Annotated in this window: 28 protein-coding genes; 25 read left to right on the forward strand and 3 right to left on the reverse strand. The window is 56.7% G+C overall.

What is annotated here, in order from left to right:
* Nucleotides 1-11 precede the first annotated feature (11 nt).
* The 22 genes from rplP (at nt 12) to bfr (ending at nt 11892) form a co-directional block, all read left to right on the forward strand.
* Nucleotides 12-425, forward strand: a complete 414-nt coding sequence (gene rplP, locus BLU01_RS16120) for a 50S ribosomal protein L16 (RefSeq protein WP_007896757.1) — start codon at nt 12-14, stop codon at nt 423-425.
* The gene (gene rpmC / locus BLU01_RS16125) at nt 425-616 is read left to right on the forward strand and encodes a 50S ribosomal protein L29 (protein ID WP_008030901.1); all 192 of its coding nucleotides are present in this window, start codon (nt 425-427) and stop codon (nt 614-616) included. Before rplP ends, rpmC begins: the two co-directional genes overlap by 1 nt.
* Before the next feature lie 2 nt (nt 617-618).
* Nucleotides 619-885 (forward strand): 30S ribosomal protein S17, encoded by a 267-nt coding sequence (gene rpsQ / locus BLU01_RS16130; RefSeq protein WP_003176419.1) that lies wholly within the window; start codon nt 619-621, stop codon nt 883-885.
* Nucleotides 886-908: 23 nt separating this feature from the next.
* Entirely contained in the window at nt 909-1277 is a 369-nt protein-coding gene (rplN, locus tag BLU01_RS16135; protein WP_002555479.1) for a 50S ribosomal protein L14, read from the forward strand.
* A gap of 11 nt (nt 1278-1288) precedes the next feature.
* Nucleotides 1289-1603: a 50S ribosomal protein L24 gene (gene rplX / locus BLU01_RS16140; RefSeq protein ID WP_003176416.1), complete on the forward strand. Its 315-nt coding sequence runs from the start codon at nt 1289-1291 to the stop codon at nt 1601-1603.
* A gap of 20 nt (nt 1604-1623) precedes the next feature.
* Nucleotides 1624-2163: a 50S ribosomal protein L5 gene (gene rplE, locus BLU01_RS16145; RefSeq protein ID WP_003176415.1), complete on the forward strand. Its 540-nt coding sequence runs from the start codon at nt 1624-1626 to the stop codon at nt 2161-2163.
* A 13-nt stretch (nt 2164-2176) separates the two neighbouring features.
* Nucleotides 2177-2482 (forward strand): 30S ribosomal protein S14, encoded by a 306-nt coding sequence (rpsN, locus tag BLU01_RS16150; RefSeq protein WP_003176414.1) that lies wholly within the window; start codon nt 2177-2179, stop codon nt 2480-2482.
* Nucleotides 2483-2690: 208 nt separating this feature from the next.
* Nucleotides 2691-3083, forward strand: coding sequence for a 30S ribosomal protein S8 (gene rpsH / locus BLU01_RS16155; RefSeq protein ID WP_008065722.1), 393 nt, complete (start codon nt 2691-2693; stop codon nt 3081-3083).
* Between the two features lie 12 nt (nt 3084-3095).
* Nucleotides 3096-3629: a 50S ribosomal protein L6 gene (gene rplF / locus BLU01_RS16160; protein WP_003176412.1), complete on the forward strand. Its 534-nt coding sequence runs from the start codon at nt 3096-3098 to the stop codon at nt 3627-3629.
* A gap of 10 nt (nt 3630-3639) precedes the next feature.
* On the forward strand, nt 3640-3990 hold the full coding sequence (gene rplR / locus BLU01_RS16165; protein WP_003186037.1) for a 50S ribosomal protein L18: 351 nt from the start codon (nt 3640-3642) through the stop codon (nt 3988-3990).
* A gap of 3 nt (nt 3991-3993) precedes the next feature.
* Nucleotides 3994-4494 (forward strand): 30S ribosomal protein S5, encoded by a 501-nt coding sequence (gene rpsE, locus BLU01_RS16170; RefSeq protein WP_007943782.1) that lies wholly within the window; start codon nt 3994-3996, stop codon nt 4492-4494.
* A gap of 2 nt (nt 4495-4496) precedes the next feature.
* Entirely contained in the window at nt 4497-4673 is a 177-nt protein-coding gene (gene rpmD, locus BLU01_RS16175) for a 50S ribosomal protein L30 (RefSeq protein ID WP_003186033.1), read from the forward strand.
* A gap of 3 nt (nt 4674-4676) precedes the next feature.
* Complete coding sequence (gene rplO / locus BLU01_RS16180; RefSeq protein ID WP_010467269.1) at nt 4677-5114, forward strand: 50S ribosomal protein L15; 438 nt, start codon at nt 4677-4679, stop codon at nt 5112-5114.
* Nucleotides 5115-6443, forward strand: a complete 1329-nt coding sequence (gene secY, locus BLU01_RS16185) for a preprotein translocase subunit SecY (protein ID WP_092277409.1) — start codon at nt 5115-5117, stop codon at nt 6441-6443.
* 27 nt (nt 6444-6470) lie between these two features.
* Complete coding sequence (rpmJ, locus tag BLU01_RS16190; RefSeq protein ID WP_002555468.1) at nt 6471-6587, forward strand: 50S ribosomal protein L36; 117 nt, start codon at nt 6471-6473, stop codon at nt 6585-6587.
* 130 nt (nt 6588-6717) lie between these two features.
* Entirely contained in the window at nt 6718-7074 is a 357-nt protein-coding gene (gene rpsM, locus BLU01_RS16195; RefSeq protein WP_003186020.1) for a 30S ribosomal protein S13, read from the forward strand.
* Between the two features lie 30 nt (nt 7075-7104).
* Entirely contained in the window at nt 7105-7494 is a 390-nt protein-coding gene (rpsK, locus tag BLU01_RS16200; RefSeq protein WP_002555466.1) for a 30S ribosomal protein S11, read from the forward strand.
* An 18-nt stretch (nt 7495-7512) separates the two neighbouring features.
* Entirely contained in the window at nt 7513-8133 is a 621-nt protein-coding gene (gene rpsD / locus BLU01_RS16205; RefSeq protein ID WP_003210056.1) for a 30S ribosomal protein S4, read from the forward strand.
* Between the two features lie 22 nt (nt 8134-8155).
* Nucleotides 8156-9157, forward strand: coding sequence for a DNA-directed RNA polymerase subunit alpha (locus BLU01_RS16210; RefSeq protein ID WP_003186012.1), 1002 nt, complete (start codon nt 8156-8158; stop codon nt 9155-9157).
* A 42-nt stretch (nt 9158-9199) separates the two neighbouring features.
* Nucleotides 9200-9586, forward strand: coding sequence for a 50S ribosomal protein L17 (rplQ, locus tag BLU01_RS16215; RefSeq protein WP_007896790.1), 387 nt, complete (start codon nt 9200-9202; stop codon nt 9584-9586).
* A 237-nt stretch (nt 9587-9823) separates the two neighbouring features.
* Nucleotides 9824-11278, forward strand: coding sequence for a catalase (locus tag BLU01_RS16220; RefSeq protein ID WP_092277412.1), 1455 nt, complete (start codon nt 9824-9826; stop codon nt 11276-11278).
* 149 nt (nt 11279-11427) lie between these two features.
* The gene (bfr, locus tag BLU01_RS16225) at nt 11428-11892 is read left to right on the forward strand and encodes a bacterioferritin (protein WP_092277415.1); all 465 of its coding nucleotides are present in this window, start codon (nt 11428-11430) and stop codon (nt 11890-11892) included.
* Nucleotides 11893-11981: 89 nt separating this feature from the next.
* Here the strand turns inward: bfr and uvrA are convergent, their stop codons facing one another.
* The gene (gene uvrA, locus BLU01_RS16230; RefSeq protein ID WP_092277418.1) at nt 11982-14816 is read right to left on the reverse strand and encodes an excinuclease ABC subunit UvrA; all 2835 of its coding nucleotides are present in this window, start codon (nt 14814-14816) and stop codon (nt 11982-11984) included.
* Between the two features lie 191 nt (nt 14817-15007).
* Here uvrA and BLU01_RS16235 point away from each other — a divergent pair, with 191 nt between their 5' ends.
* Nucleotides 15008-16405 (forward strand): MFS transporter, encoded by a 1398-nt coding sequence (locus BLU01_RS16235; protein ID WP_092277421.1) that lies wholly within the window; start codon nt 15008-15010, stop codon nt 16403-16405.
* A gap of 9 nt (nt 16406-16414) precedes the next feature.
* On the forward strand, nt 16415-16948 hold the full coding sequence (locus BLU01_RS16240) for a single-stranded DNA-binding protein (protein WP_092277424.1): 534 nt from the start codon (nt 16415-16417) through the stop codon (nt 16946-16948).
* Nucleotides 16949-17029: 81 nt separating this feature from the next.
* Here BLU01_RS16240 and BLU01_RS16245 read toward each other — a convergent pair whose 3' ends face one another.
* Together BLU01_RS16245 and BLU01_RS16250 are read right to left on the reverse strand one after the other, a co-directional pair.
* Nucleotides 17030-19228: an OsmC domain/YcaO domain-containing protein gene (locus BLU01_RS16245; protein ID WP_092277428.1), complete on the reverse strand. Its 2199-nt coding sequence runs from the start codon at nt 19226-19228 to the stop codon at nt 17030-17032.
* 160 nt (nt 19229-19388) lie between these two features.
* The gene (locus tag BLU01_RS16250; protein ID WP_092277431.1) at nt 19389-19943 is read right to left on the reverse strand and encodes a cysteine hydrolase family protein; all 555 of its coding nucleotides are present in this window, start codon (nt 19941-19943) and stop codon (nt 19389-19391) included.
* A 128-nt stretch (nt 19944-20071) separates the two neighbouring features.
* On the opposite strand from BLU01_RS16250, the gene BLU01_RS16255 reads away from it, so the two are divergent.
* Complete coding sequence (locus BLU01_RS16255) at nt 20072-21058, forward strand: GlxA family transcriptional regulator (RefSeq protein WP_092277434.1); 987 nt, start codon at nt 20072-20074, stop codon at nt 21056-21058.
* Nucleotides 21059-21420 lie beyond the last annotated feature (362 nt).

Consider the following 21420-nt stretch of genomic DNA (forward strand, 5'->3'; position numbering starts at 1 on the left):
GGGTACGCCAAATGTTGCAACCAAAGCGTACGAAGTTCCGCAAGCAGATGACAGGCCACAACCGTGGTCTGGCACAGCGCGGTAGCAAAGTCAGCTTCGGCGAGTTCGCGCTGAAGTCTGTAGCTCGTGGTCGTCTCACCGCTCGTCAGATCGAGTCAGCGCGTCGTGCACTGACCCGTCACGTTAAACGTGGCGGCAAGATCTGGATCCGTGTATTCCCGGACAAGCCTATTTCCAAGAAGCCACTCGAAGTTCGGATGGGTAAAGGTAAGGGTAGTGTGGAGTACTGGGTTGCCCAGATTCAGCCAGGCAAAGTCCTGTATGAAATCGAGGGCGTTTCTGAAGAGCTGGCGCGTGAGGCTTTTGCCCTGGCTGCTGCAAAGCTGCCGCTCGCCACCGCCTTTGTTAAACGGACGGTGATGTGATGAAAGCGAACGAACTTCGTGAAAAAGACGCGCCGCAGCTTAACGAGCAACTGCTCGGCCTGCTGCGCGACCAGTTCAATCTGCGCATGCAGAAAGCAACTGGCCAGTTGGGGCAGTCTCACCTGCTCCGGCAAGTTAAGCGTGACATCGCTCGCGTGAAGACTGTGCTCAAACAGCAGGCAGGTAAGTAATCATGGCTGAAGCCGAAAAAACCGTCCGTACGCTGACTGGCCGTGTTGTCAGCGACAAAATGGACAAGACCATCACCGTTCTGATCGAGCGTCGCGTTAAGCACCCGATCTACGGTAAATACGTTAAGCGTTCGACTAAGCTGCACGCGCACGACGAAACCAATCAGTGCCACATCGGCGACAAAGTCACTATTCGTGAAACTCGTCCTTTGGCCAAGACTAAGTCTTGGGCGCTGGTTGATGTTCTCGAACGCGCTGTGGAAGTCTAAGGACTAGGGGTCGGAGAAATTATATGATTCAGACTCAATCCATGCTCGATGTGGCCGATAACAGCGGCGCACGCCGCGTTATGTGCATCAAGGTGCTGGGTGGCTCCCATCGTCGTTACGCTGGTATCGGTGACATCATCAAAGTTACCGTCAAGGAAGCAATTCCTCGCGGTAAAGTGAAAAAAGGCCAAGTGATGACTGCTGTTGTAGTCCGCACTCGTCACGGCGTACGTCGTGCTGATGGCTCCATTATCCGCTTTGATGGCAACGCTGCTGTTCTTCTGAACAACAAGCAAGAGCCGATCGGCACCCGTATCTTTGGGCCAGTGACCCGTGAACTTCGTACTGAGAAGTTCATGAAGATCGTCTCGCTCGCCCCAGAAGTGCTGTAAGGAGATCCGACATGCAAAAGATTCGTCGTGACGACGAGATCATCGTGATCGCCGGCAAAGACAAAGGTAAGCGCGGTAAGGTGCTTAAGGTTCTCGCTAATAACCGTCTGGTTATCGGCGGTCTGAACCTGGTCAAGCGTCATACCAAGCCTAACCCGATGTCGGGCGTACAAGGCGGTATCGTCGAAAAAGAAGCTCCACTGGACGCTTCTAACGTCGCCATTTTCAACGGCGAAACCAACAAGGCTGATCGCGTTGGTTTCAAAGTAGAAGACGGCAAGAAAATTCGTGTCTTCAAGTCGACCCAAAAAGCGGTTGATGCTTGAACACTGCTAGGTAGAAGACCATGGCACGACTAAAAGAGATTTACTGGAAGGAAATCGCACCGAAACTTAAGGAAGAACTTAAGCTTTCGAACGTGATGGAAGTTCCACGCGTTACCAAAATCACCCTGAACATGGGTCTGGGCGAAGCGGTCGGTGACAAAAAAGTCATCGAGCACGCTGTTGCCGACCTGGAAAAGATCACCGGTCAGAAAGTCGTTGTGACTTACGCTCGGAAATCCATCGCTGGCTTTAAAGTCCGTGAAGGTTGGCCGATCGGCGTCAAAGTGACCCTGCGCCGTGAGCGTATGTACGAATTCCTGGATCGTCTGCTGTCGATCTCCCTGCCTCGGGTCCGCGACTTCCGCGGCCTGAATGCCAAGTCCTTCGATGGTCGTGGTAACTACAGCATGGGCGTTAAAGAGCAGATCATCTTCCCGGAAATCGACTACGACAAGATCGATGCTCTCCGCGGTCTGGACATTACCCTGACCACCACTGCCAAGAACGATGATGAAGGTCGCGCCCTGTTGCGTGCTTTCAAATTCCCGTTCCGCAACTGATTGGAGTAGGAAAATGGCCAAGATGAGCATGAAAAACCGCGAGCTGAAGCGTCAGCTCACGGTTGCCAAGTACGCCAAAAAGCGTGCAGCACTGAAAGCTATCATCGTTGATCTGAACGCAAGTCCAGAAGCGCGTTGGGAAGCTACAGTAGCTCTGCAGAAGCAGCCACGTGACGCAAGCGCCTCGCGCATGCGTAACCGCTGCCGCCTGACCGGTCGTCCACACGGCGTTTACCGCAAGTTCGGCCTCGGCCGTAACAAATTGCGTGAAGCTGCAATGCGTGGTGACGTACCTGGTCTGGTTAAAGCCAGCTGGTAAGCACTATCAAAGTCTCGGCGTTCGGTTTCGCAAGATACTGACCGCCGGTGACCTAGAACTTGAATCAAGCCCCTTTTGGGGCTTGATTCATTTGTGGGGTGTGTCTAGAATACCCGGCTCGCCTGAGCCCGTGCTTTTTTCGCGCGGAGGTTCTCGGCGAAGGTAGTAGCCGCAAGGCTTATTTTTTTGTATTAGGAGCGCCTAGCCCATGAGTATGCAGGACCCGTTAGCGGACATGCTAACTCGAATCCGTAATGCCCAGATGGCTGAAAAGTCCGTCGTAAGCATGCCATCTTCTACGTTGAAGGTAGCTGTTGCCAAAGTCCTGAAGGACGAAGGTTACATTGCGGGTTATCAGATCAGCAGCGAAACAAAACCACTGCTGTCTATCGAGCTGAAATACTTCGAAGGCCGTCCGGTTATCGAAGAAGTGAAGCGCGTTAGCCGTCCAGGCCTGCGTCAGTACAAGTCCGTCGATGATTTGCCAAAAGTTCGTGGCGGTCTCGGTGTGTCTATCGTCTCCACCAACAAAGGTGTGATGACGGATCGTGCTGCGCGCGCTGCCGGTGTCGGCGGCGAAGTTCTTTGCACTGTGTTCTAAGGGGGGATAAGCATGTCACGCGTCGCTAAGAACCCCGTTAAGCTGCCGGCCGGTGTCGAAGTAAAATTCGCAGGCCAACAGCTTTCGGTGAAGGGTGCCAAGGGCACTCTCGAACTGAACATCCATTCGTCCGTTGAGATTGTTGAAGAAGCTGGTGAGCTGCGTTTCGCTGCTCGCAATGGCGATCAACAAACTCGCGCAATGGCTGGTACCACTCGTGCGTTGGTAAACAACATGGTCCAAGGCGTAAGCCAAGGCTTCGAGCGCAAGCTCCAGCTGGTCGGTGTTGGTTACAAAGCGCAAGCAAAAGGCACAGTGCTGAACCTGGCTCTTGGCTTCTCGCACCCAGTGGATTATGAACTGCCGGAAGGCATCACCGCTGAGACTCCTAGCCAGACCGATATCCTGATCAAGGGCATCGATAAGCAGCTGGTAGGTCAAGTGGCCGCCGAGATCCGCGACTTCCGTCCACCAGAGCCGTACAAAGGCAAAGGTGTGCGCTACGCGGACGAAGTCGTCCGTCGTAAAGAAGCCAAGAAGAAGTAGGGCATAGCAAATGACCGACAAAAAAGTTACTCGACTGCGTCGCGCTCGCAAAGCACGCCTGAAAATGCACGAACTCGAAGTCGTGCGTCTCTGCGTGTTCCGCTCGTCGCAGCACATCTACGCCCAGGTCATTTCGGCCGACGGCAACAAAGTCCTGGCATCTGCCTCGACTTTGGATAAAGAACTGCGTGATGGCGCCACTGGCAACATCGACGCGGCCACTAAGGTTGGCCAGCTGGTCGCTACGCGTGCAAAAGCCGCTGGCGTCTCGCAGGTGGCTTTCGACCGCTCTGGCTTCAAGTACCATGGCCGCGTCAAGGCGCTGGCTGATGCTGCTCGTGAAGCTGGGCTGGAGTTCTAAGTTATGTCAAATAACGACCAAAAGCGCGACGAAGGCTACATTGAGAAGCTGGTTCAAGTTAATCGCGTAGCCAAAACCGTTAAAGGCGGCCGTATCTTCACTTTCACCGCGTTGACCGTGGTTGGTGATGGTAAAGGGCGTGTTGGCTTCGGCCGTGGCAAGTCACGTGAAGTGCCTGCTGCGATCCAGAAGGCAATGGAAGCTGCTCGTCGCAACATGATCCAAGTTGATCTGAACGGCACCACTCTGCAGTACGCAATGAAGTCCGGTCACGGCGCTTCGAAGGTGTACATGCAGCCTGCTTCTGAAGGTACCGGTATCATCGCTGGCGGCGCTATGCGTGCTGTCCTCGAAGTTGCTGGCGTTCAGAACGTTCTGGCCAAGTGCTACGGCTCGACTAACCCGGTAAACGTGGTTCACGCCACTTTCAAAGGTTTGAAAGCTATGCAGTCTCCTGAATCCATTGCCGCCAAGCGTGGCAAAAGCGTCAAGGAGATCTTCTGATCATGGCTACCGTAAAAGTTACGCTGATCAAAAGCATGACCGGCCGCATCCCTAACCACAAATTGTGCGTTAAGGGTTTGGGTCTGCGTCGCATCGGTCACACTGTAGAAGTACTTGATACTCCCGAGAATCGCGGGATGATCAACAAGGCTTACTACATGCTGCGTGTCGAGGGTTAATCGATGAAACTCAATGATCTGAGTCCAGCGCCGGGTTCCCGTCGCGAAAAGCATCGTCCGGGCCGTGGTATCGGTAGTGGTTTGGGCAAGACCGGTGGCCGTGGCCACAAAGGTCAGTCCTCCCGCTCCGGTGGCACCATCGCACCAGGCTTTGAAGGCGGTCAACAGCCGCTGCATCGTCGTCTGCCGAAGTTCGGTTTCGTTTCCCTGAAAGCCATGGATCGCGCAGAAGTGCGTTTGTCCGAGCTGGCCAAAGTGGAAGGCGACATCGTTACCGTGCAGTCCCTGAAAGATGCCAACGTAATTAACGTCAACGTACAGCGTGTGAAAATCATGTTGTCCGGCGAAGTTACTCGCGCTGTCACCATCGGAAAGGGAATCGGCGCCACCAAAGGTGCGCGTTCGGCTATCGAAGCAGCTGGCGGCAAGTTCGAGGAATAAATGGCTAAGCAAGGTGCTCTCTCTGCGCTCGGCAAAGGCGGTATGTCTGAACTCTGGGCTCGTCTGCGTTTTCTGTTCCTGGCGATTATCGTCTACCGAATAGGCGCACACATCCCGGTTCCAGGTATTAACCCGGACCGACTCGCGGACCTGTTTCGACAGAATGAGGGGACCATTCTTAGCTTGTTCAACATGTTTTCCGGCGGCGCGCTGGAACGGATGAGCATCTTTGCACTGGGGATCATGCCGTACATTTCGGCATCGATCATCATGCAACTGATGACCGCCGTCAGCCCGCAGCTGGAACAGTTGAAGAAGGAAGGTGAAGCTGGCCGTCGCAAGATAAGCCAGTACACCCGCTACGGCACTGTCATCCTCGCTCTCGTTCAGGCTATTGGCATGTCCATAGGTCTGGCGGGGCAGGGTGTTGCGTTCAATGGTGACTTTGGCTTCCATTTCGTCGCGGTATCCACTTTTGTGGCTGGTGCGATGTTCATGATGTGGCTGGGTGAGCAGATTACTGAGCGTGGTGTTGGCAACGGTATCTCGATGTTGATTTTTTCGGGTATCGTCGCCGGTCTTCCGAGAGCGATCGGGCAGTCTTTCGAGTCTGCACGTCAGGGCGATATCAACATCTTCGCTTTGGTAGCCATCGGTTTGCTGGCAGTAGCGATTATCGGTTTCGTGGTGTTCATTGAGCGTGGTCAGCGTCGTATTGCTGTTCACTACGCCAAGCGTCAGCAGGGCCGTAAGGTTTTTGCTGCGCAGACTAGCCACTTGCCGCTGAAAGTGAACATGGCCGGTGTTATTCCGGCTATTTTCGCGAGCAGCATTTTGCTGTTTCCGGCTTCGTTGGGTGCCTGGTTTGGTCAGTCTGAAGGTATGGGCTGGTTGCAGGACATCTCGCAGTCGATCGCTCCTGGTCAGCCGTTGAATATTCTGCTGTTTAGTGCAGGGATTATTTTCTTCTGCTTCTTCTATACGGCGTTGATGTTCAATCCGAAAGACGTAGCGGAAAACCTGAAGAAGTCCGGTGCCTTTATTCCGGGCATCCGTCCAGGCGAGCAGTCTGCGCGCTACATTGATGGCGTTCTGACTCGTTTGACCATGTTCGGTGCTCTTTACATGACGGCCGTGTGCCTGCTGCCCCAGTTCCTGGTGGTTGCAGCAAACGTACCGTTCTACCTTGGCGGGACCTCGTTGCTGATCGTCGTCGTGGTTGTGATGGACTTCATGTCCCAAGTACAATCGCACCTCGTTTCGCACCAGTACGAATCCCTGATGAAGAAAGCCAACCTGAAGGGTTACGGCAGCGGCATGTTGCGCTGAGTACCCATAAGGTTCGAGGAGTTGGTGATGAAAGTTCGTGCATCGGTGAAAAAGCTGTGCCGTAACTGCAAGATTATTCGCCGCGAAGGTGTTGTTCGAGTAATTTGCAGCGCGGAACCGCGTCACAAACAGCGCCAAGGCTGAGTGTGATTGTGCTTCAAGCCCGGTAGCTAGTGCGCTACCGGGTTGATTATTTGTTATTACAGCGATATTATCTCGCGCCCTATTTCTTGGCTTCCGGGGCGTAGGTAGCTGTCAATTGGAGTCCCACTGAATGGCCCGTATTGCAGGCGTTAACATTCCAGATAACAAGCATACTGTTATCTCGCTGACCTACATCTATGGTGTTGGTCGCACTACTGCACAGAAGATCTGTGCAGTGACTGGGGTAAACCCAGCAGCAAAGATCAAAGATCTGAGCGACGAGCAGATTGAACAGCTGCGTGGCGAAGTGGCGAAGTTCACCACTGAAGGTGACCTGCGTCGCGAAATCAACATGAAAATCAAGCGTTTGATGGACCTCGGTTGCTATCGCGGTCTGCGTCATCGTCGTGGTCTTCCAGTACGCGGTCAGCGTACCAAGACTAACGCGCGTACCCGTAAAGGTCCGCGTAAGCCGATCCGCAAGTAATCGCCCCAGCGAATCGACAGGAAAATTATCATGGCAAAACCTGCTGCTCGTCCTCGTAAAAAAGTTAAAAAGACAGTGGTTGATGGCATCGCCCACATCCATGCTTCTTTTAACAACACAATCGTGACCATTACCGACCGTCAAGGTAACGCGCTTTCTTGGGCTACCTCCGGTGGTTCGGGTTTCCGCGGTTCCCGCAAGTCCACCCCGTTTGCTGCTCAAGTAGCTGCTGAACGTGCTGGTCAAGCTGCGCTGGAATACGGCCTGAAAAACCTCGACGTTAACGTCAAAGGTCCAGGTCCAGGTCGTGAGTCTGCTGTCCGTGCTTTGAACGGCTGTGGCTATAAGATCGCCAGCATCACCGACGTGACGCCAATCCCGCACAACGGGTGCCGTCCGCCGAAGAAGCGCCGCGTGTAATCCAGGAGATTGTAAAGAATGGCTCGTTACATTGGTCCAAAATGCAAACTCGCTCGTCGCGAAGGCACCGATCTCTTCCTGAAGAGCGGCGTGCGCGCGATCGAATCGAAGTGCAACATCGAAGCAGCACCTGGTATCCACGGCCAACGCCGCGGTCGCCAGTCCGATTACGGCACCCAACTGCGTGAAAAGCAGAAGGTCCGTCGTATCTACGGCGTTCTCGAGCGTCAATTCAGCGGCTACTACAAAGAAGCTGCTGGCAAGAAAGGTGCAACTGGCGAAAACCTGTTGCAACTGCTCGAATGCCGTCTGGACAACGTTGTATACCGTATGGGTTTTGGCTCTACTCGTGCCGAATCCCGTCAGCTGGTATCGCACAAATCCGTAAGCGTTAACGGTCAGACCGTAAACGTGCCGTCGTACCAGGTTCGTGCTGGTGACGTGGTAGCGATTCGCGAGAAAGCAAAGAACCAACTTCGCATTGTCCAAGCTCTCGATCTGTGTGCCCAACGTGGCCGCGTAGAATGGGTAGAAGTAGACACTGAGAAGAAGTCGGGCGTTTTCAAGAACGTTCCTGCTCGCAGTGATCTGTCCGCCGACATCAACGAAAGCCTGATTGTCGAGCTCTACTCCAAGTAAGGGCTAGAAAATAGGTGCATCCATGCAGATTTCGGTAAATGAGTTCCTGACACCCCGCCATATTGATGTGCAGGTTGTCAGTCCAACCCGCGCCAAGATCACTCTCGAGCCTCTCGAGCGTGGTTTCGGCCACACCCTGGGCAACGCGCTGCGACGCATCCTGTTGTCCTCAATGCCCGGCTGCGCAGTAGTCGAGGCCGAGATTGACGGTGTGCTCCATGAGTACAGCGCCATCGAAGGTGTACAGGAAGACGTAATTGAAATCCTGTTGAACCTTAAAGGTCTGGCTATCAAGCTGCACGGCCGTGACGAAGTTACGCTGACCTTGTCGAAGAAGGGTTCGGGGGTGGTTACCGCTGCCGATATTCAGCTGGATCATGATGTCGAGATCGTTAATCCCGATCACGTAATCGCTAACCTGGCGTCTAACGGCGCCCTGAACATGAAGCTCACCGTAGCTCGTGGTCGTGGTTATGAACCGGCAGACTCGCGTCAGAGCGATGAAGACGAAAGCCGCAGCATTGGTCGTTTGCAGCTTGACTCTTCGTTCAGCCCGGTTCGCCGTATCGCATACGTGGTGGAAAACGCCCGTGTCGAGCAGCGTACTAACCTGGACAAGCTGGTTATTGATCTGGAAACCAACGGTACCCTGGATCCTGAAGAGGCTATCCGCCGCGCTGCAACCATTCTGCAACAGCAGTTGGCTGCGTTCGTCGATCTCAAAGGTGACAGTGAGCCAGTGGTTGTCGAGCAGGAAGACGAGATCGATCCGATCCTGCTTCGCCCGGTTGACGATCTGGAACTGACTGTACGTTCGGCTAACTGCCTTAAGGCGGAAAACATCTACTACATCGGTGACCTGATTCAGCGCACCGAAGTAGAGCTGTTGAAGACTCCGAACCTTGGCAAGAAATCCTTGACTGAAATCAAGGACGTTCTGGCCTCCCGCGGTCTGTCCCTCGGCATGCGCCTCGACAACTGGCCGCCTGCAAGTCTTAAGAAGGACGACAAGGCGACTGCCTGATCGTCGTAATCACCGAACGTTGTGTTTGGTAAGGAATGAACCATGCGTCATCGTAAAAGTGGTCGTCACCTGAGCCGCACTAGCTCGCACCGCAAGGCCATGTTTCAAAACATGGCAGTGTCGCTGTTCGAGCACGAGCTGATCAAAACTACACTGCCGAAAGCTAAAGAACTGCGTCGCGTTGCTGAGCCGCTGATCACTTTGGCCAAGACAGACAGCCTGGCTAACCGCCGTCTGGCTTTCGACCGTACTCGTTCGAAAGCTATCGTTGGCAAGCTCTTCAACGACCTGGGCAAGCGTTACGCTACCCGTGAGGGTGGCTACCTGCGCATCCTCAAGTGCGGTTTCCGCACTGGCGACAACGCGCCTATGGCGTACGTCGAGTTGGTTGATCGTCCAGTTGGCGGTGAAGCTGTATCCGCTGAGTAAGACGTCAGTCTGAAACGAAGAACCGGGCCTAGTGCCCGGTTTTTTGTGTCTGTAAGAAATGCGCGGTTCGTACAAGCTTCCTTGCGGTCGATGCCATCACTATGTGCGCGGGATTGTTGTTAGTAATTTTCTATTGATCGACACAAATTAATGAATTTGTAAGCAACCCGATCAGTGGTCAATACTCCTCCCACGCCGATTAGCCGGCAGTTCAAGACTGACTGAGGAAGAGATCGCATGAGCCAAAATAAAACGCTGACCACCGCCAGTGGCGCGCCCGTCGCCGATAACCAGAATTCCCGCTCCGCCGGCCCGCGTGGCCCGCTGCTCCTCGACGATTTCCACCTGCTCGAGAAGCTGGCTCACTTCAATCGTGAAAATATTCCGGAACGCCGCGTCCACGCCAAGGGCTCAGGCGCTTACGGTACTTTCACCGTAACCCGCGACATTACTCAGTACACCAGCGCCAAGTTGTTCGAATCCGTTGGTAAGCAAACACCTACCTTCCTGCGATTCTCCACCGTCGGTGGCGAGCGCGGTTCGGCTGATACCGAGCGCGATCCACGTGGCTTCGCCCTGAAGTTCTACACCGAAGAAGGCAACTGGGACATTGTTGGTAACAACACGCCGGTGTTCTTCATTCGCGACCCGCTGAAATTCCCCGACTTTATCCACACACAGAAGCGCCTGCCGCAAAGCAACCTGAAAAGTGCGCAGATGATGTGGGACTTCTGGTCGCATTCCCCAGAGGCGCTGCACCAGGTCACGATCCTGTTTTCGGATCGCGGCATCCCTGACGGCTACCGGCACATGCACGGCTTCGGCAGCCACACCTACAGCCTGATCAGCGCGACGGGCGAGCGTCACTGGGTGAAATGGCACTACAAGACCCAGCAAGGGATCAAGAACCTGGCGCCGGCAGAAGCTGCTCGCTTGGCCGGGACCGATCCGGACTACGCGCAGCGCGACCTGTTTGGTGCGATCGAACGCGGTGATTTCCCGAAATGGCGGGTCTGCATCCAGATCATGACCGAGGCTCAGGCTGCAGCGCATTACGAGAACCCGTTCGATGTGACCAAGACCTGGTCGCAGAAGGAATTCCCGCTGATTGAAGTGGGTGAACTGGAACTCAACCGTAATCCGCAGAACTACTTTGCCGAAGTCGAGCAAGCCGCGTTCGGCCCGAGCAACATGGTTCCGGGTGTTGGCCTGTCTCCGGATCGCATGTTGCAGGGACGGGTATTTGCTTACGCCGATGCGCACCGCTATCGCGTTGGCACCAATCACCAGCAACTGCCGGTGAATGCGCCGCGCAACCCGGTCAACACCTATCAGCGCGATGGTTCGATGGCGTTCGGCAGCAACGGCGGTGCAGCGCCAAACTACGAGCCGAACAGCTACATCGAATCGCCAAAACAAGCGCCGCGTTACGCCGAACCGGCGTTGGCCTTGAGTGGTGCGGCTGATCGCTACGATCACCGCGAAGATACCGATTACTACAGCCACGCCGGTGCGCTGTTCCGGTTGATGAATGATGAGCAAAGAACTCTGCTCATCAACAACATCGCCGGTGCAATGGCTGGCGTTACGCCGGACGTGATTGATCGTCAACTGCAGCATTTCTACCGCGCCGACCCGGCGTATGGAGAAGCAATCGCGAAGGCGTTGGGCGTACAGCTTAACGAAGTCTAAACGAGAAGCAGAACCGCCCTCATTTGGGCGGTTTTTGCGTTTTTTAAGCCACTTTTCTCTGAATATCTTCGCTTTTATCGCGCGTGCAGGGTGACCAATCAGTCCGGTTGGTTCAAACTACAGACTTTCAAGCAGGGAGATGTAGGGCGATGCAAGGCCACCCAGACGTAATCGATTACCTCAACACGTTGCTGACCGGCGAACTGGCCGCGCGTGACCAATATTTCGTTCACTCGCGGATGTATGAGGACTGGGGTTTCACCGAGCTCTACGTACGTATCAACCACGAGATGGAAGAAGAGGCGCAGCACGCTGACGCCTTGATGCGCCGCATCCTGATGCTCGAAGGCACGCCGCGCATGCGTCCTGACGACCTCGATGTCGGCACCACGGTGCCGGAAATGCTGGCTGCCGACCTGCGACTGGAATACAAAGTCCGCGCCGCACTCTGCAAAGGCATCGAGCTTTGCGAGTTGCACAAAGACTACGTCAGCCGCGAGATCCTGCGCGTTCAGCTGAACGACACTGAAGAAGATCACACCTACTGGCTGGAGAAGCAGTTGGGCCTGATCAAGCTGATCGGTCTGGAGAACTACCTGCAATCGCAGTTCTGATCCCCGATACCACAGCAGTAATAAAACACCCGCATACAAAAAAGCCCCTGGCACTGATGAAGTGACAGGGGCTTTTTCGTGGGCCTGATTCAGGCCTTGTCGCGAGCCAGCAGCGGCTTGAGGTAGAAGCCGGTGTGAGACTGCTTCATCTCCGAGACTTCTTCCGGCGTACCGACGGCAATGATCTGCCCGCCTTTCGAACCACCTTCCGGGCCAAGGTCCACCAACCAGTCGGCGGTCTTGATAACGTCCAGGTTGTGCTCGATCACCACCACAGTGTTGCCGTGGTCGCGTAGTCGATGCAGGACGTCGAGCAATTGCTGAATATCGGCGAAGTGCAAACCAGTGGTTGGCTCATCGAGGATGTACAGCGTCTTGCCGGTATCGCGCTTGGACAGCTCACGGGACAGTTTCACCCGTTGCGCCTCGCCGCCGGACAAGGTGGTCGCCGATTGCCCGAGTTTGATGTACGACAGGCCGACGTCCATCAGCGTCTGTAGCTTGCGCGCCAGTGCCGGGACCGCATCGAAGAACACCCGTGCTTCCTCGATAGTCATCTCGAGGGTTTCGTGGATGTTCTTGCCCTTGTACTTGATCTCGAGCGTTTCGCGGTTGTAGCGCTTGCTCTTGCAGACGTCGCACGGCACATAGATGTCCGGCAAAAAGTGCATTTCAACCTTGATCAGGCCATCGCCCTGGCAGGCTTCACAGCGTCCGCCCTTGACGTTGAAGGAGAAACGCCCCGGGCCATAACCGCGCGACCGCGACTCAGGCACGCCGGCGAACAGTTCGCGGATCGGCGTGAACAAACCGGTGTAGGTCGCCGGGTTGGAACGCGGCGTCCGACCGATCGGGCTCTGGTCGATGTCGACAACCTTGTCCAGATGCTCCAGGCCCTTGATGCTGTCATGCGCGGCGGCTTCGAGGGTGGTTGCACCGTTGAGTGCAGTAGCGCTCAGCGGGAACAGGGTGTTGTTGATCAGCGTCGATTTGCCCGAACCGGAAACGCCGGTCACGCAGGTCAGCAGCCCGATCGGAATATCCAGATCGACATTGCGCAAGTTGTTGCCGCGAGCGCCCTTGAGCGACAGCGACAGTTTTTTGTTACGCGGTGTGCGCTTGGCCGGGACAGCAATCTTCACCCGGCCCGACAAATATTTGCCGGTCAACGAGTCCGGGTGCGCCATGACCTCGGCCGGTGTGCCTTCGGCGACGATGTGGCCGCCGTGGACGCCTGCGCCCGGGCCGATGTCCACGACATAATCGGCAAGGCGAATGGCATCTTCGTCATGCTCGACCACGATCACCGTGTTACCGATGTCGCGCAAATGCTTGAGCGTGCCGAGCAGCCGGTCGTTGTCGCGTTGATGCAGACCAATCGACGGTTCGTCGAGGATGTACAAAACCCCAACCAGACCGGCGCCGATCTGGCTGGCCAGACGAATTCGCTGCGCTTCACCGCCGGACAAGGTGTCCGCACTGCGATCAAGCGACAGATAATCCAGACCGACGTTAACCAGGAACTGCAGGCGCTCGCGGATTTCCTTGAGAATCTTGTCGGCAATTTCGCCGCGACGGCCAGTCAGCTTCAATACACCGAAGTACTCACAGGCATCGCCGATCGGCAGATTGGTCACCGCCGGCAAGGTCTTCTCGCCAACCCACACGTGCCGCGCTTCACGACGCAGACGCGTGCCACGGCAATCCGGGCAAGGCTGGGTGCTGAGGAACTTGGCCAGCTCTTCACGCACCGAGGCGGACTCGGTTTCGCGATAACGACGTTCCAGGTTCGGCACGATGCCTTCGAACGGGTGCGAGCGTTTGACGATGTCGCCACGGTCGTTCAGGTATTTGAAGTCGACGTTTTGCGAACCGCTGCCGTGCAGGATGAATTTCTGCTGGTCGGCCGGCAGTTCGTTGAACGGCACTTCAAGACTGAACTTGTAATGGGACGCCAACGACCCGAGCATCTGAAAGTAATAGACGTTACGCCTGTCCCAGCCGCGTATCGCGCCCTCGGCAAGGGTCAGTTCGCCATTGACCAGGCGCTTGATGTCGAAGAACTGCTTCACGCCCAGGCCATCGCACGTCGGGCAGGCACCGGCCGGGTTGTTGAAGGAAAACAGCTTCGGTTCCAGTTCGCTGATCGCGTGACCGCAAATCGGGCAAGCGAAGCGCGCGGAGAAAATGATCTCTTCGCCGGGCTCGTCGTCCATCGGCGCAACCAGCGCGATGCCGTCCGCCAGCTTCAGCGCCGTCTCGAAGGATTCGGCGAGGCGCTGCTGCAGATCGGCGCGGACCTTGAAGCGGTCGACCACAACATCAATCGAATGCTTCTTCTGTTTATCCAGCTTCGGCAACTCGTCCAGCTCGCACAGCCGGCCGTTGACCCGCGCGCGCACAAAACCCTGGGCGCGCAGTTCTTCGAAGACTGACAGATGCTCGCCTTTACGCTCGCGAATCACCGGCGCCAGCAACATCAATTTGCTGCCTTCGGGCTGCGCGAGGACCAGGTCGACCATCTGGCTGACGGTCTGCGCTTCCAGCGGAATATCGTGGTCCGGGCAACGCGGAATACCGACGCGGGCATACAGCAAGCGCAGGTAATCGTAGATTTCGGTGATGGTGCCGACTGTCGAGCGCGGGTTATGCGAAGTCGACTTCTGTTCGATGGAAATCGCCGGCGACAAACCTTCAATGGTGTCGACGTCAGGTTTTTCCATCATCGACAGGAACTGCCGGGCGTAGGCCGACAGCGATTCGACGTAGCGGCGCTGGCCTTCAGCGTACAACGTGTCAAATGCCAGGGACGACTTGCCGGATCCGGACAGGCCGGTGATGACGATCAGTTTGTCCCGTGGCAGGGTCAGGTCGATGTTCTTCAGGTTGTGGGTTCGGGCCCCACGAATCAGGATCTTGTCCAAAGTGGCCTCGCTTGGCGGGCGTCGAAAACGTAGGAGTATACGGCCAAATACTGGATGGATGCACACTATCAAATCGGGGCAACGCAGGCTTACATGAAGACTGCGTCATCTATGCGCGTCATAGCGTCGCGATATACCCCGTCAATCGATGGGACTGGTAGAATCGCCGCCGGTTCACATGAGGTTTTTCCATGCACGATCCCCACAGCGAACGCATGAGTGGCAGTGAGACCCGCGCAGCCAGCGGTCTGGCCCTGGTGTTCGCCTTCCGTATGCTTGGCATGTTCATGGTGTTGCCGGTTTTGGCGACCTATGGGATGGATCTGGCGGGAGCGACCCCGGCCCTTATCGGGCTGGCGATTGGCGCTTACGGCCTGACCCAGGCGCTGTTTCAGATTCCGTTCGGGTTCATTTCCGACCGCATTGGCCGGCGCCCGGTGATTTATCTGGGGCTGATTGTCTTTGCGTTGGGCAGTGTGCTGGCGGCGAACGCCGATTCGATCTGGGGCGTCATCGCCGGGCGAATCCTGCAGGGCGCCGGGGCGATTTCTGCGGCGGTCATGGCGTTGCTGTCAGACCTGACCCGCGAACAGCATCGGACCAAAGCCATGGCCATGATCGGCATGACCATCGGTCTGTCGTTCGCTGTCGCCATGGTCGTCGGCCCGTTGCTGACCAGTGCTTTCGGCTTGTCCGGGCTGTTCTACGCCACGGGTGGCATGGCACTGCTCGGTATCGTCATCGTGATGTTCATGGTGCCGCGCGCCACCGGGCCGTTGCAGCATCGAGAGTCCGGCGTCGCGCGCCAGGCGCTGATCCCGACACTCAAGCATCCCGACCTGCTGCGCCTGGACCTGGGCATTTTTGTGTTACATGCGATGTTGATGTCGAGCTTCGTCGCATTGCCCCTGGCCCTGGTCGAAAAAGCCGGGCTGCCCAAGGAGCAGCACTGGTGGGTGTACCTGACCGCGCTGCTGATTTCTTTCTTCGCCATGATCCCGTTCATCATCTATGGCGAGAAGAAACGCAAAATGAAACGAGTTTTATTGGGCGCCGTCGCGACGCTGATGCTCACTGAGCTATTCTTCTGGCAGTTCGGTGACAGCTTGCGGGCTCTGGTGATCGGGACGGTGGTGTTCTTCACCGCGTTCAACTTGCTCGAAGCTTCATTGCCATCACTGATCAGCAAGGTTTCACCAGCAGGCGGCAAAGGCACGGCAATGGGGGTCTATTCCACCAGCCAGTTCCTCGGTTCGGCGCTGGGTGGCATCCTCGGCGGCTGGCTTTTCCAGCATGGCGGTTTGTCGGTTGTGTTCCTTGGATGCGCCGGCCTGGCTGCACTTTGGCTGGTCTTTGCTGTTACCATGCGCGAACCTCCTTACGTCACAAGCCTGCGCTTGCCGTTGTCTCCCGAGGCAATCCGCGAAGCGGGTCTGGTCGAGCGCCTCAAGGCTGTCGTAGGGGTAACAGATGCAGTGGTCGTTGCTGATGAAGCGGCGATTTACATCAAATTGGACACAGAACTATTGGATCGCACGACCCTTGAGCGCCTGGTGAACAACCCGGCCGAGGCAGCGTGCGTAGCCTAGGAGAACGTTATGGCCCGTGGGGTTAACAAAGTCATATTGGTCGGTACTTGCGGCCAGGATCCCGAAGTTCGCTACTTGCCTAACGGTAACGCCGTGACCAACCTGAGTCTGGCGACCAGCGAACAGTGGACCGACAAGCAAACCGGTCAGAAGGTCGAGAAGACCGAATGGCACCGTGTGTCGATGTTCGGCAAGGTTGCGGAAATCGCCGGCGAATACCTGCGTAAAGGTTCGCAGGTCTACATCGAAGGCAAACTGCAAACCCGCGAGTGGGAAAAAGACGGTATCAAGCGTTACACCACTGAAATCGTGGTCGACATGCAAGGCACCATGCAACTGCTCGGCGGCCGTCCACAACAGGGCGACCAGCAGCAGGGCGGCGGCAACAACTACCAGCAGTCCGCGCCGGCACCACGCCAGCAACAGGCTCCGCGTCCGCAGCAGCAATCCGCTCCGCAACAGCGCCAGGCACCTGCTCCACAGCAGGCCGCTCCGCAACCGGCTCCGGATTTCGACAGCTTTGATGACGATATCCCGTTCTGATCTGTAGCTCTTTTTCAGACCCGCAAGACAAAAAAAAGCGAAGCTATCTGGCTTCGCTTTTTTTATGGGCGTTATTCAGCTTTATGAAACCGTCACATTCGTCCGTGCCGAGTGCAATTTCTTGTAGCTGTCGATCAGCCGCAGATGCCGGTCGAGTCCTTCGAGTTTCATGCTGGTCGGCGTCAAGCCGTGGAAGCGCACGCTACCGTCCACCGAGCCGATAGCGGCATCGGTTCGCTCGTTGCCGAACATCCGGCGGAAGTTGGCTTCGTAGTCTTCCAGTTCGAGGTCTTCGTCCAGTTTCATTTCCAGCACCACGTTGACCGCCTGGTAGAACAAGCCGCGCTCAACTGTGTTGTCGTTGTACTGCAGGAACATTTCCACCGCTTCCTTCGCTTCTTCATATTGCTGCAGGGCGAGGTAAATCAGCAGTTTCAATTCCAGAATGGTCAGCTGACCCCACGCCGTGTTGTCGTCGAATTCAATGCCGATCAGCGAAGTAATGTCGGTGTAGTCGTCCAGTTCGCTTTCGACCAGGCGCTCGACCAGCGATTGCAGTTCTTCTTCGTCGAGACGATGCAAGTTGAGAATGTCGGCGCGGAAGAACAACGCTTTGTTGGTGTTATCCCAGATCAGATCGTCGGCAGGATAGATTTCCGAATAGTCCGGCACGAGGATGCGGCAAGCCTTCGCGCCGATGTGCTCGTAAACCGCCATGTACACTTCTTTGCCCATGTCTTTGAGAATGCCGAACAAGGTTGCGGCTTCTTCGGCATTCGAGTTTTCACCCTGGCCGGAGAAGTCCCACTCGACGAAGTCGTAATCCGACTTGGAACTGAAGAAACGCCACGAGACCACGCCGCTCGAGTCGATGAAGTGCTCGACGAAGTTGTTCGGCTCGGTCACCGCGTGGCCTTCAAAGGTCGGCTGCGGCAAGTCGTTGAGGCCTTCGAAGCTGCGGCCCTGGAGCAGTTCGGTGAGGCTGCGTTCCAGCGCCACTTCCAGGCTCGGATGCGCGCCGAACGAGGCGAACACGCCGCCAGTGCGCGGGTTCATCAAGGTCACGCACATCACCGGGAATTCGCCGCCCAGCGACGCATCCTTGACCAGTACCGGGAAGCCTTGTGCTTCCAGCGCCTCAATTCCGGCGAGAATCCCCGGGTATTTGGCCAACACCTCGGCCGGGACGTCCGGCAGGGCAAATTCGCCTTCGATGATTTCGCGTTTCACCGCGCGCTCGAAAATCTCCGACAAGCATTGCACCTGAGCTTCTTCCAAAGTGTTGCCGGCGCTCATGCCGTTGCTGAGGAACAGGTTTTCGATCAGGTTGGACGGGAAATACACCACTTCGCCGTCCGACTGGCGCACGTAGGGCAGCGAGCAGATGCCGCGTTCTTCATTGCCCGAGTTGGTGTCGATCAGGTGCGAGCCGCGCAGTTCGCCGTCGCGGTTGTAAATCTTCAGGCAGTGCGCGTCGAGGATTTCCGTCGGCAATGCGTCTTTACGGCCAGGCTTGAACCAGCGTTCGTCCGGGTAATGCACAAACGGCGCATTGGCGATGTCTTCGCCCCAGAACTGATCGTTGTAGAAGAAATTGCAGTTGAGGCGCTCGATGAACTCGCCCAGCGCCGAGGCCAATGCGCCTTCTTTGGTCGCGCCTTTGCCGTTGGTGAAACACATCGGCGAGTGCACGTCGCGGATGTGCAGCGACCAGACGTTGGGCACGATATTGCGCCACGAGGCGATTTCGATCTTCATGCCCAGGTCCGCCAGAATCGCCGACATGTTGGCGATGGTCTGCTCCAGCGGCAGGTCTTTGCCGGCGATGAAAGTGTGCGCCGTTGAACTGGACGCCGGCATCAACAACGCCTGGGCATCGGCGTCGAGGTTTTCCACTTCTTCGATGACAAACTCAGGCCCGGCTTGCACCACTTTCTTTACGGTGCAGCGATCGATCGAACGCAGGATGCCTTGGCGATCCTTGTCGGAAATGTCCGCAGGCAACTCGACCTGAATCTTGAAAATCTGGTTGTAGCGGTTTTCCGGATCAACAATGTTGTTCTGCGACAGGCGAATGTTGTCGGTGGGAATGCTGCGAGTGTCGCAGTACAGCTTGACGAAATACGCCGCACACAGCGCCGATGAGGCCAGGAAATAATCGAACGGGCCTGGCGCCGAGCCATCGCCCTTGTAGCGGATTGGTTGATCGGCCACCACCGTGAAGTCATCGAACTTTGCTTCAAGCCGAAGGTTGTCGAGAAAGTTGACCTTGATTTCCATGGGGGATTACCAGAATAACGGGATAGACGAAATGGCCGTCATTATCCGGCTTTTCAATCGTATGTCTTGTCGTTGTCTGGTTCTGAGCCTGAATGAAAGCCGTTTCGTGCAAAAGCCCGATGCACGGCACCGGGCTTTGTTTGTTCAGCGCTGCACCGACTCAGCGCTTGCCGGCGAGAAATTCCTCGGCAGAAACCACGCTCGCGTAAGCAAAACCCAGCGCCGACATGAACGCCGCGTGAACGTGGGCGGCTGGCACGCTGACGCCGTTGAATTCCAGGTCGCGGGTGGCGCAGGCGTCGTGGATGACCGTGACCGTGTAGCCCAAATCGGCGGCGGCGCGGGTGATGCCGTCGATGCACATGTGGCTCATGCTGCCGACCACCACCAGATGCTTGATGCCTTGCTTATCGAGAATGGCCTGGAGGTCGGTTTCGCGGAACGAGTTGACGAAATGTTTGAGCACCACCGGCTCGTCGGCGCGATTCGTCACTTTGGGATGCAGCTTCGCGCCTTCGGAATTCGGCGTGAAGAACGGCGCATCGTCGGAGGTGAATTCGTGGCGGATGTGCACCACCGGATCACCGGCCTCGCGGAAGGCGTCGAGCAGCCGAACCGCGTTGTCCGCTGCCGCCTCGGCGCCGACCAGGGGCCATTTGCCTTGGGGGAAGTAGTCGTTCTGGATATCGACTACGATGAGCGCTTGCTTGGCCATGGGTGTGTCCTTGAAGTGGTTGGGTTTGAGATCGGTGGTTGGCTGATCGTTGCTGTGGCGGGGAGTATTGGCGCTGGTCGACGTTTCGGGGATTGGCCGCACCGACAATTGAAGGGGGAAAACTGACAATGGCTGTAGAAAGGGCAGTCGCCGAACTCGGTGTGTTGATCTATCCCGGCGCGCAAATGGCTGCGGTGCATGGTTTGACCGACCTGTTCGGTGTGGCCAACCGGATTGCCGCCGAACATCAAACGGCGCAATTGCCGTTGCTGCGGGTCAGTCACTGGCAGGTCGACAATGCTCAGGCGCCCGCGCGCTGCTACGACAGCCACCCCGGCGCGGATCGCGCATTGGTTGCGGTGCTGATCCCGCCGTCGATTGGCGGATTTACCGAAGGCCAGTCGCCGGCGGGATTGATCCCTTGGCTGCGTCAGCAACATGCGCAAGGCGCGACGCTCGGCGGTGTTTGCGTCGGTTCGATTCTGCTGGCCGAAAGTGGTTTGCTCGACGGCCGCAGCGCGACCACGCATTGGACTTCGACAAAATCCTTTGCCGAACGCTACCCGGCGATCAAGCTGTTAGCGGATACGCCGATCGTTGATGACGGCGACCTGATCACCACGGCGGGGTTGATGGCGTGGTCCGAGCTGGGTTTGCGCATGGTTGATCGCTTGCTCGGACCGAGCATCGCCGCCAGCACTGCGCGGTTTCTTGTGATCGAGCACAGCGACAGCGCCAGCCAGTGCGGCAGCAACTTTGCGCCGATCCTCAGCCATGGCGATGCGTCGATTCTCAAGGTCCAGCACTGGCTGCAAAGCACCGGCGCCACCGATGTGTCGCTGACGGCGATGGCCGAGCGCGCCGGGCTGGAGGAGCGCACATTCCTGCGCCGTTTTCGCGCGGCGACCGGGCTCAAACCGACCGAGTACTGCCAGCATCTGCGGGTCGGCAAGGCGCGGGAAATGCTTGAATTCACCAACGGCACCATCGACCACATTGCCTGGACAGTGGGCTATGCCGACGCCAGCGCATTTCGCGCCACGTTCAAGAAAATCACCGGGCAGGCGCCAAGTGACTACCGCACGCGCTTCGGTGTGACGCCGCCTCGCCAGTGATGGCGCTCGCGAAGGCGGTTATCCAGTCGATGAATATGCCAACTGACCCACCGCGATCGCGAGCAAGCTCAGCTCCCACAGGGGATTTTTGTGGATGCACCGCCCACCCTGTGGGAGCAAAGCTTGCTCGCGAAGGCGGTTATTCAGTCAATGAATATGCCAACTGACCCACCGCCATCGCGAGCAAGCTCAGCTCCCACAGGGGATTTTTGTGGATGCACCGTCCACCCTGTGGGAGCAAAGCTTGCTCGCGAAGGCGGTTATCCAGTCGATGAATATGCCAACCGACCCACCGCCATCGCGAGCAAGCTCAGCTCCCACAGGGGATTTTTGCTGGATGCACCGTTGGTGTCCGACCGTAA

This window comes from Pseudomonas prosekii (assembly GCF_900105155.1).
Taxonomy (GTDB): Bacteria; Pseudomonadota; Gammaproteobacteria; order Pseudomonadales; family Pseudomonadaceae; genus Aquipseudomonas; species Aquipseudomonas prosekii.

Excerpts from the sequence above, each read along its gene's own strand:
- BLU01_RS16250 (WP_092277431.1), bottom strand. The coding sequence starts at position 19,943 with ATGGCCAAGCAAGCGCTCATCGTAGTCGATATCCAGAACGACTACTTC.
- BLU01_RS16235 (WP_092277421.1), top strand. The coding sequence starts at position 15,008 with ATGCACGATCCCCACAGCGAACGCATGAGTGGCAGTGAGACCCGCGCA.
- rplO (WP_010467269.1), top strand. The coding sequence starts at position 4,677 with ATGAAACTCAATGATCTGAGTCCAGCGCCGGGTTCCCGTCGCGAAAAG.
- BLU01_RS16240 (WP_092277424.1), top strand. The coding sequence starts at position 16,415 with ATGGCCCGTGGGGTTAACAAAGTCATATTGGTCGGTACTTGCGGCCAG.
- rplE (WP_003176415.1), top strand. The coding sequence starts at position 1,624 with ATGGCACGACTAAAAGAGATTTACTGGAAGGAAATCGCACCGAAACTT.
- rplP (WP_007896757.1), top strand. The coding sequence starts at position 12 with ATGTTGCAACCAAAGCGTACGAAGTTCCGCAAGCAGATGACAGGCCAC.
- rpmD (WP_003186033.1), top strand. The coding sequence starts at position 4,497 with ATGGCTACCGTAAAAGTTACGCTGATCAAAAGCATGACCGGCCGCATC.
- rpsN (WP_003176414.1), top strand. The coding sequence starts at position 2,177 with ATGGCCAAGATGAGCATGAAAAACCGCGAGCTGAAGCGTCAGCTCACG.
- BLU01_RS16255 (WP_092277434.1), top strand. The coding sequence starts at position 20,072 with ATGGCTGTAGAAAGGGCAGTCGCCGAACTCGGTGTGTTGATCTATCCC.
- rplN (WP_002555479.1), top strand. The coding sequence starts at position 909 with ATGATTCAGACTCAATCCATGCTCGATGTGGCCGATAACAGCGGCGCA.
- rplQ (WP_007896790.1), top strand. The coding sequence starts at position 9,200 with ATGCGTCATCGTAAAAGTGGTCGTCACCTGAGCCGCACTAGCTCGCAC.
- rpmJ (WP_002555468.1), top strand. The coding sequence starts at position 6,471 with ATGAAAGTTCGTGCATCGGTGAAAAAGCTGTGCCGTAACTGCAAGATT.
- rpsM (WP_003186020.1), top strand. The coding sequence starts at position 6,718 with ATGGCCCGTATTGCAGGCGTTAACATTCCAGATAACAAGCATACTGTT.
- secY (WP_092277409.1), top strand. The coding sequence starts at position 5,115 with ATGGCTAAGCAAGGTGCTCTCTCTGCGCTCGGCAAAGGCGGTATGTCT.
- BLU01_RS16245 (WP_092277428.1), bottom strand. The coding sequence starts at position 19,228 with ATGGAAATCAAGGTCAACTTTCTCGACAACCTTCGGCTTGAAGCAAAG.
- rplR (WP_003186037.1), top strand. The coding sequence starts at position 3,640 with ATGACCGACAAAAAAGTTACTCGACTGCGTCGCGCTCGCAAAGCACGC.
- rplX (WP_003176416.1), top strand. The coding sequence starts at position 1,289 with ATGCAAAAGATTCGTCGTGACGACGAGATCATCGTGATCGCCGGCAAA.
- rpsK (WP_002555466.1), top strand. The coding sequence starts at position 7,105 with ATGGCAAAACCTGCTGCTCGTCCTCGTAAAAAAGTTAAAAAGACAGTG.
- rpsH (WP_008065722.1), top strand. The coding sequence starts at position 2,691 with ATGAGTATGCAGGACCCGTTAGCGGACATGCTAACTCGAATCCGTAAT.
- rpmC (WP_008030901.1), top strand. The coding sequence starts at position 425 with ATGAAAGCGAACGAACTTCGTGAAAAAGACGCGCCGCAGCTTAACGAG.
- rpsQ (WP_003176419.1), top strand. The coding sequence starts at position 619 with ATGGCTGAAGCCGAAAAAACCGTCCGTACGCTGACTGGCCGTGTTGTC.
- BLU01_RS16210 (WP_003186012.1), top strand. The coding sequence starts at position 8,156 with ATGCAGATTTCGGTAAATGAGTTCCTGACACCCCGCCATATTGATGTG.
- rplF (WP_003176412.1), top strand. The coding sequence starts at position 3,096 with ATGTCACGCGTCGCTAAGAACCCCGTTAAGCTGCCGGCCGGTGTCGAA.
- rpsE (WP_007943782.1), top strand. The coding sequence starts at position 3,994 with ATGTCAAATAACGACCAAAAGCGCGACGAAGGCTACATTGAGAAGCTG.
- bfr (WP_092277415.1), top strand. The coding sequence starts at position 11,428 with ATGCAAGGCCACCCAGACGTAATCGATTACCTCAACACGTTGCTGACC.
- rpsD (WP_003210056.1), top strand. The coding sequence starts at position 7,513 with ATGGCTCGTTACATTGGTCCAAAATGCAAACTCGCTCGTCGCGAAGGC.
- BLU01_RS16220 (WP_092277412.1), top strand. The coding sequence starts at position 9,824 with ATGAGCCAAAATAAAACGCTGACCACCGCCAGTGGCGCGCCCGTCGCC.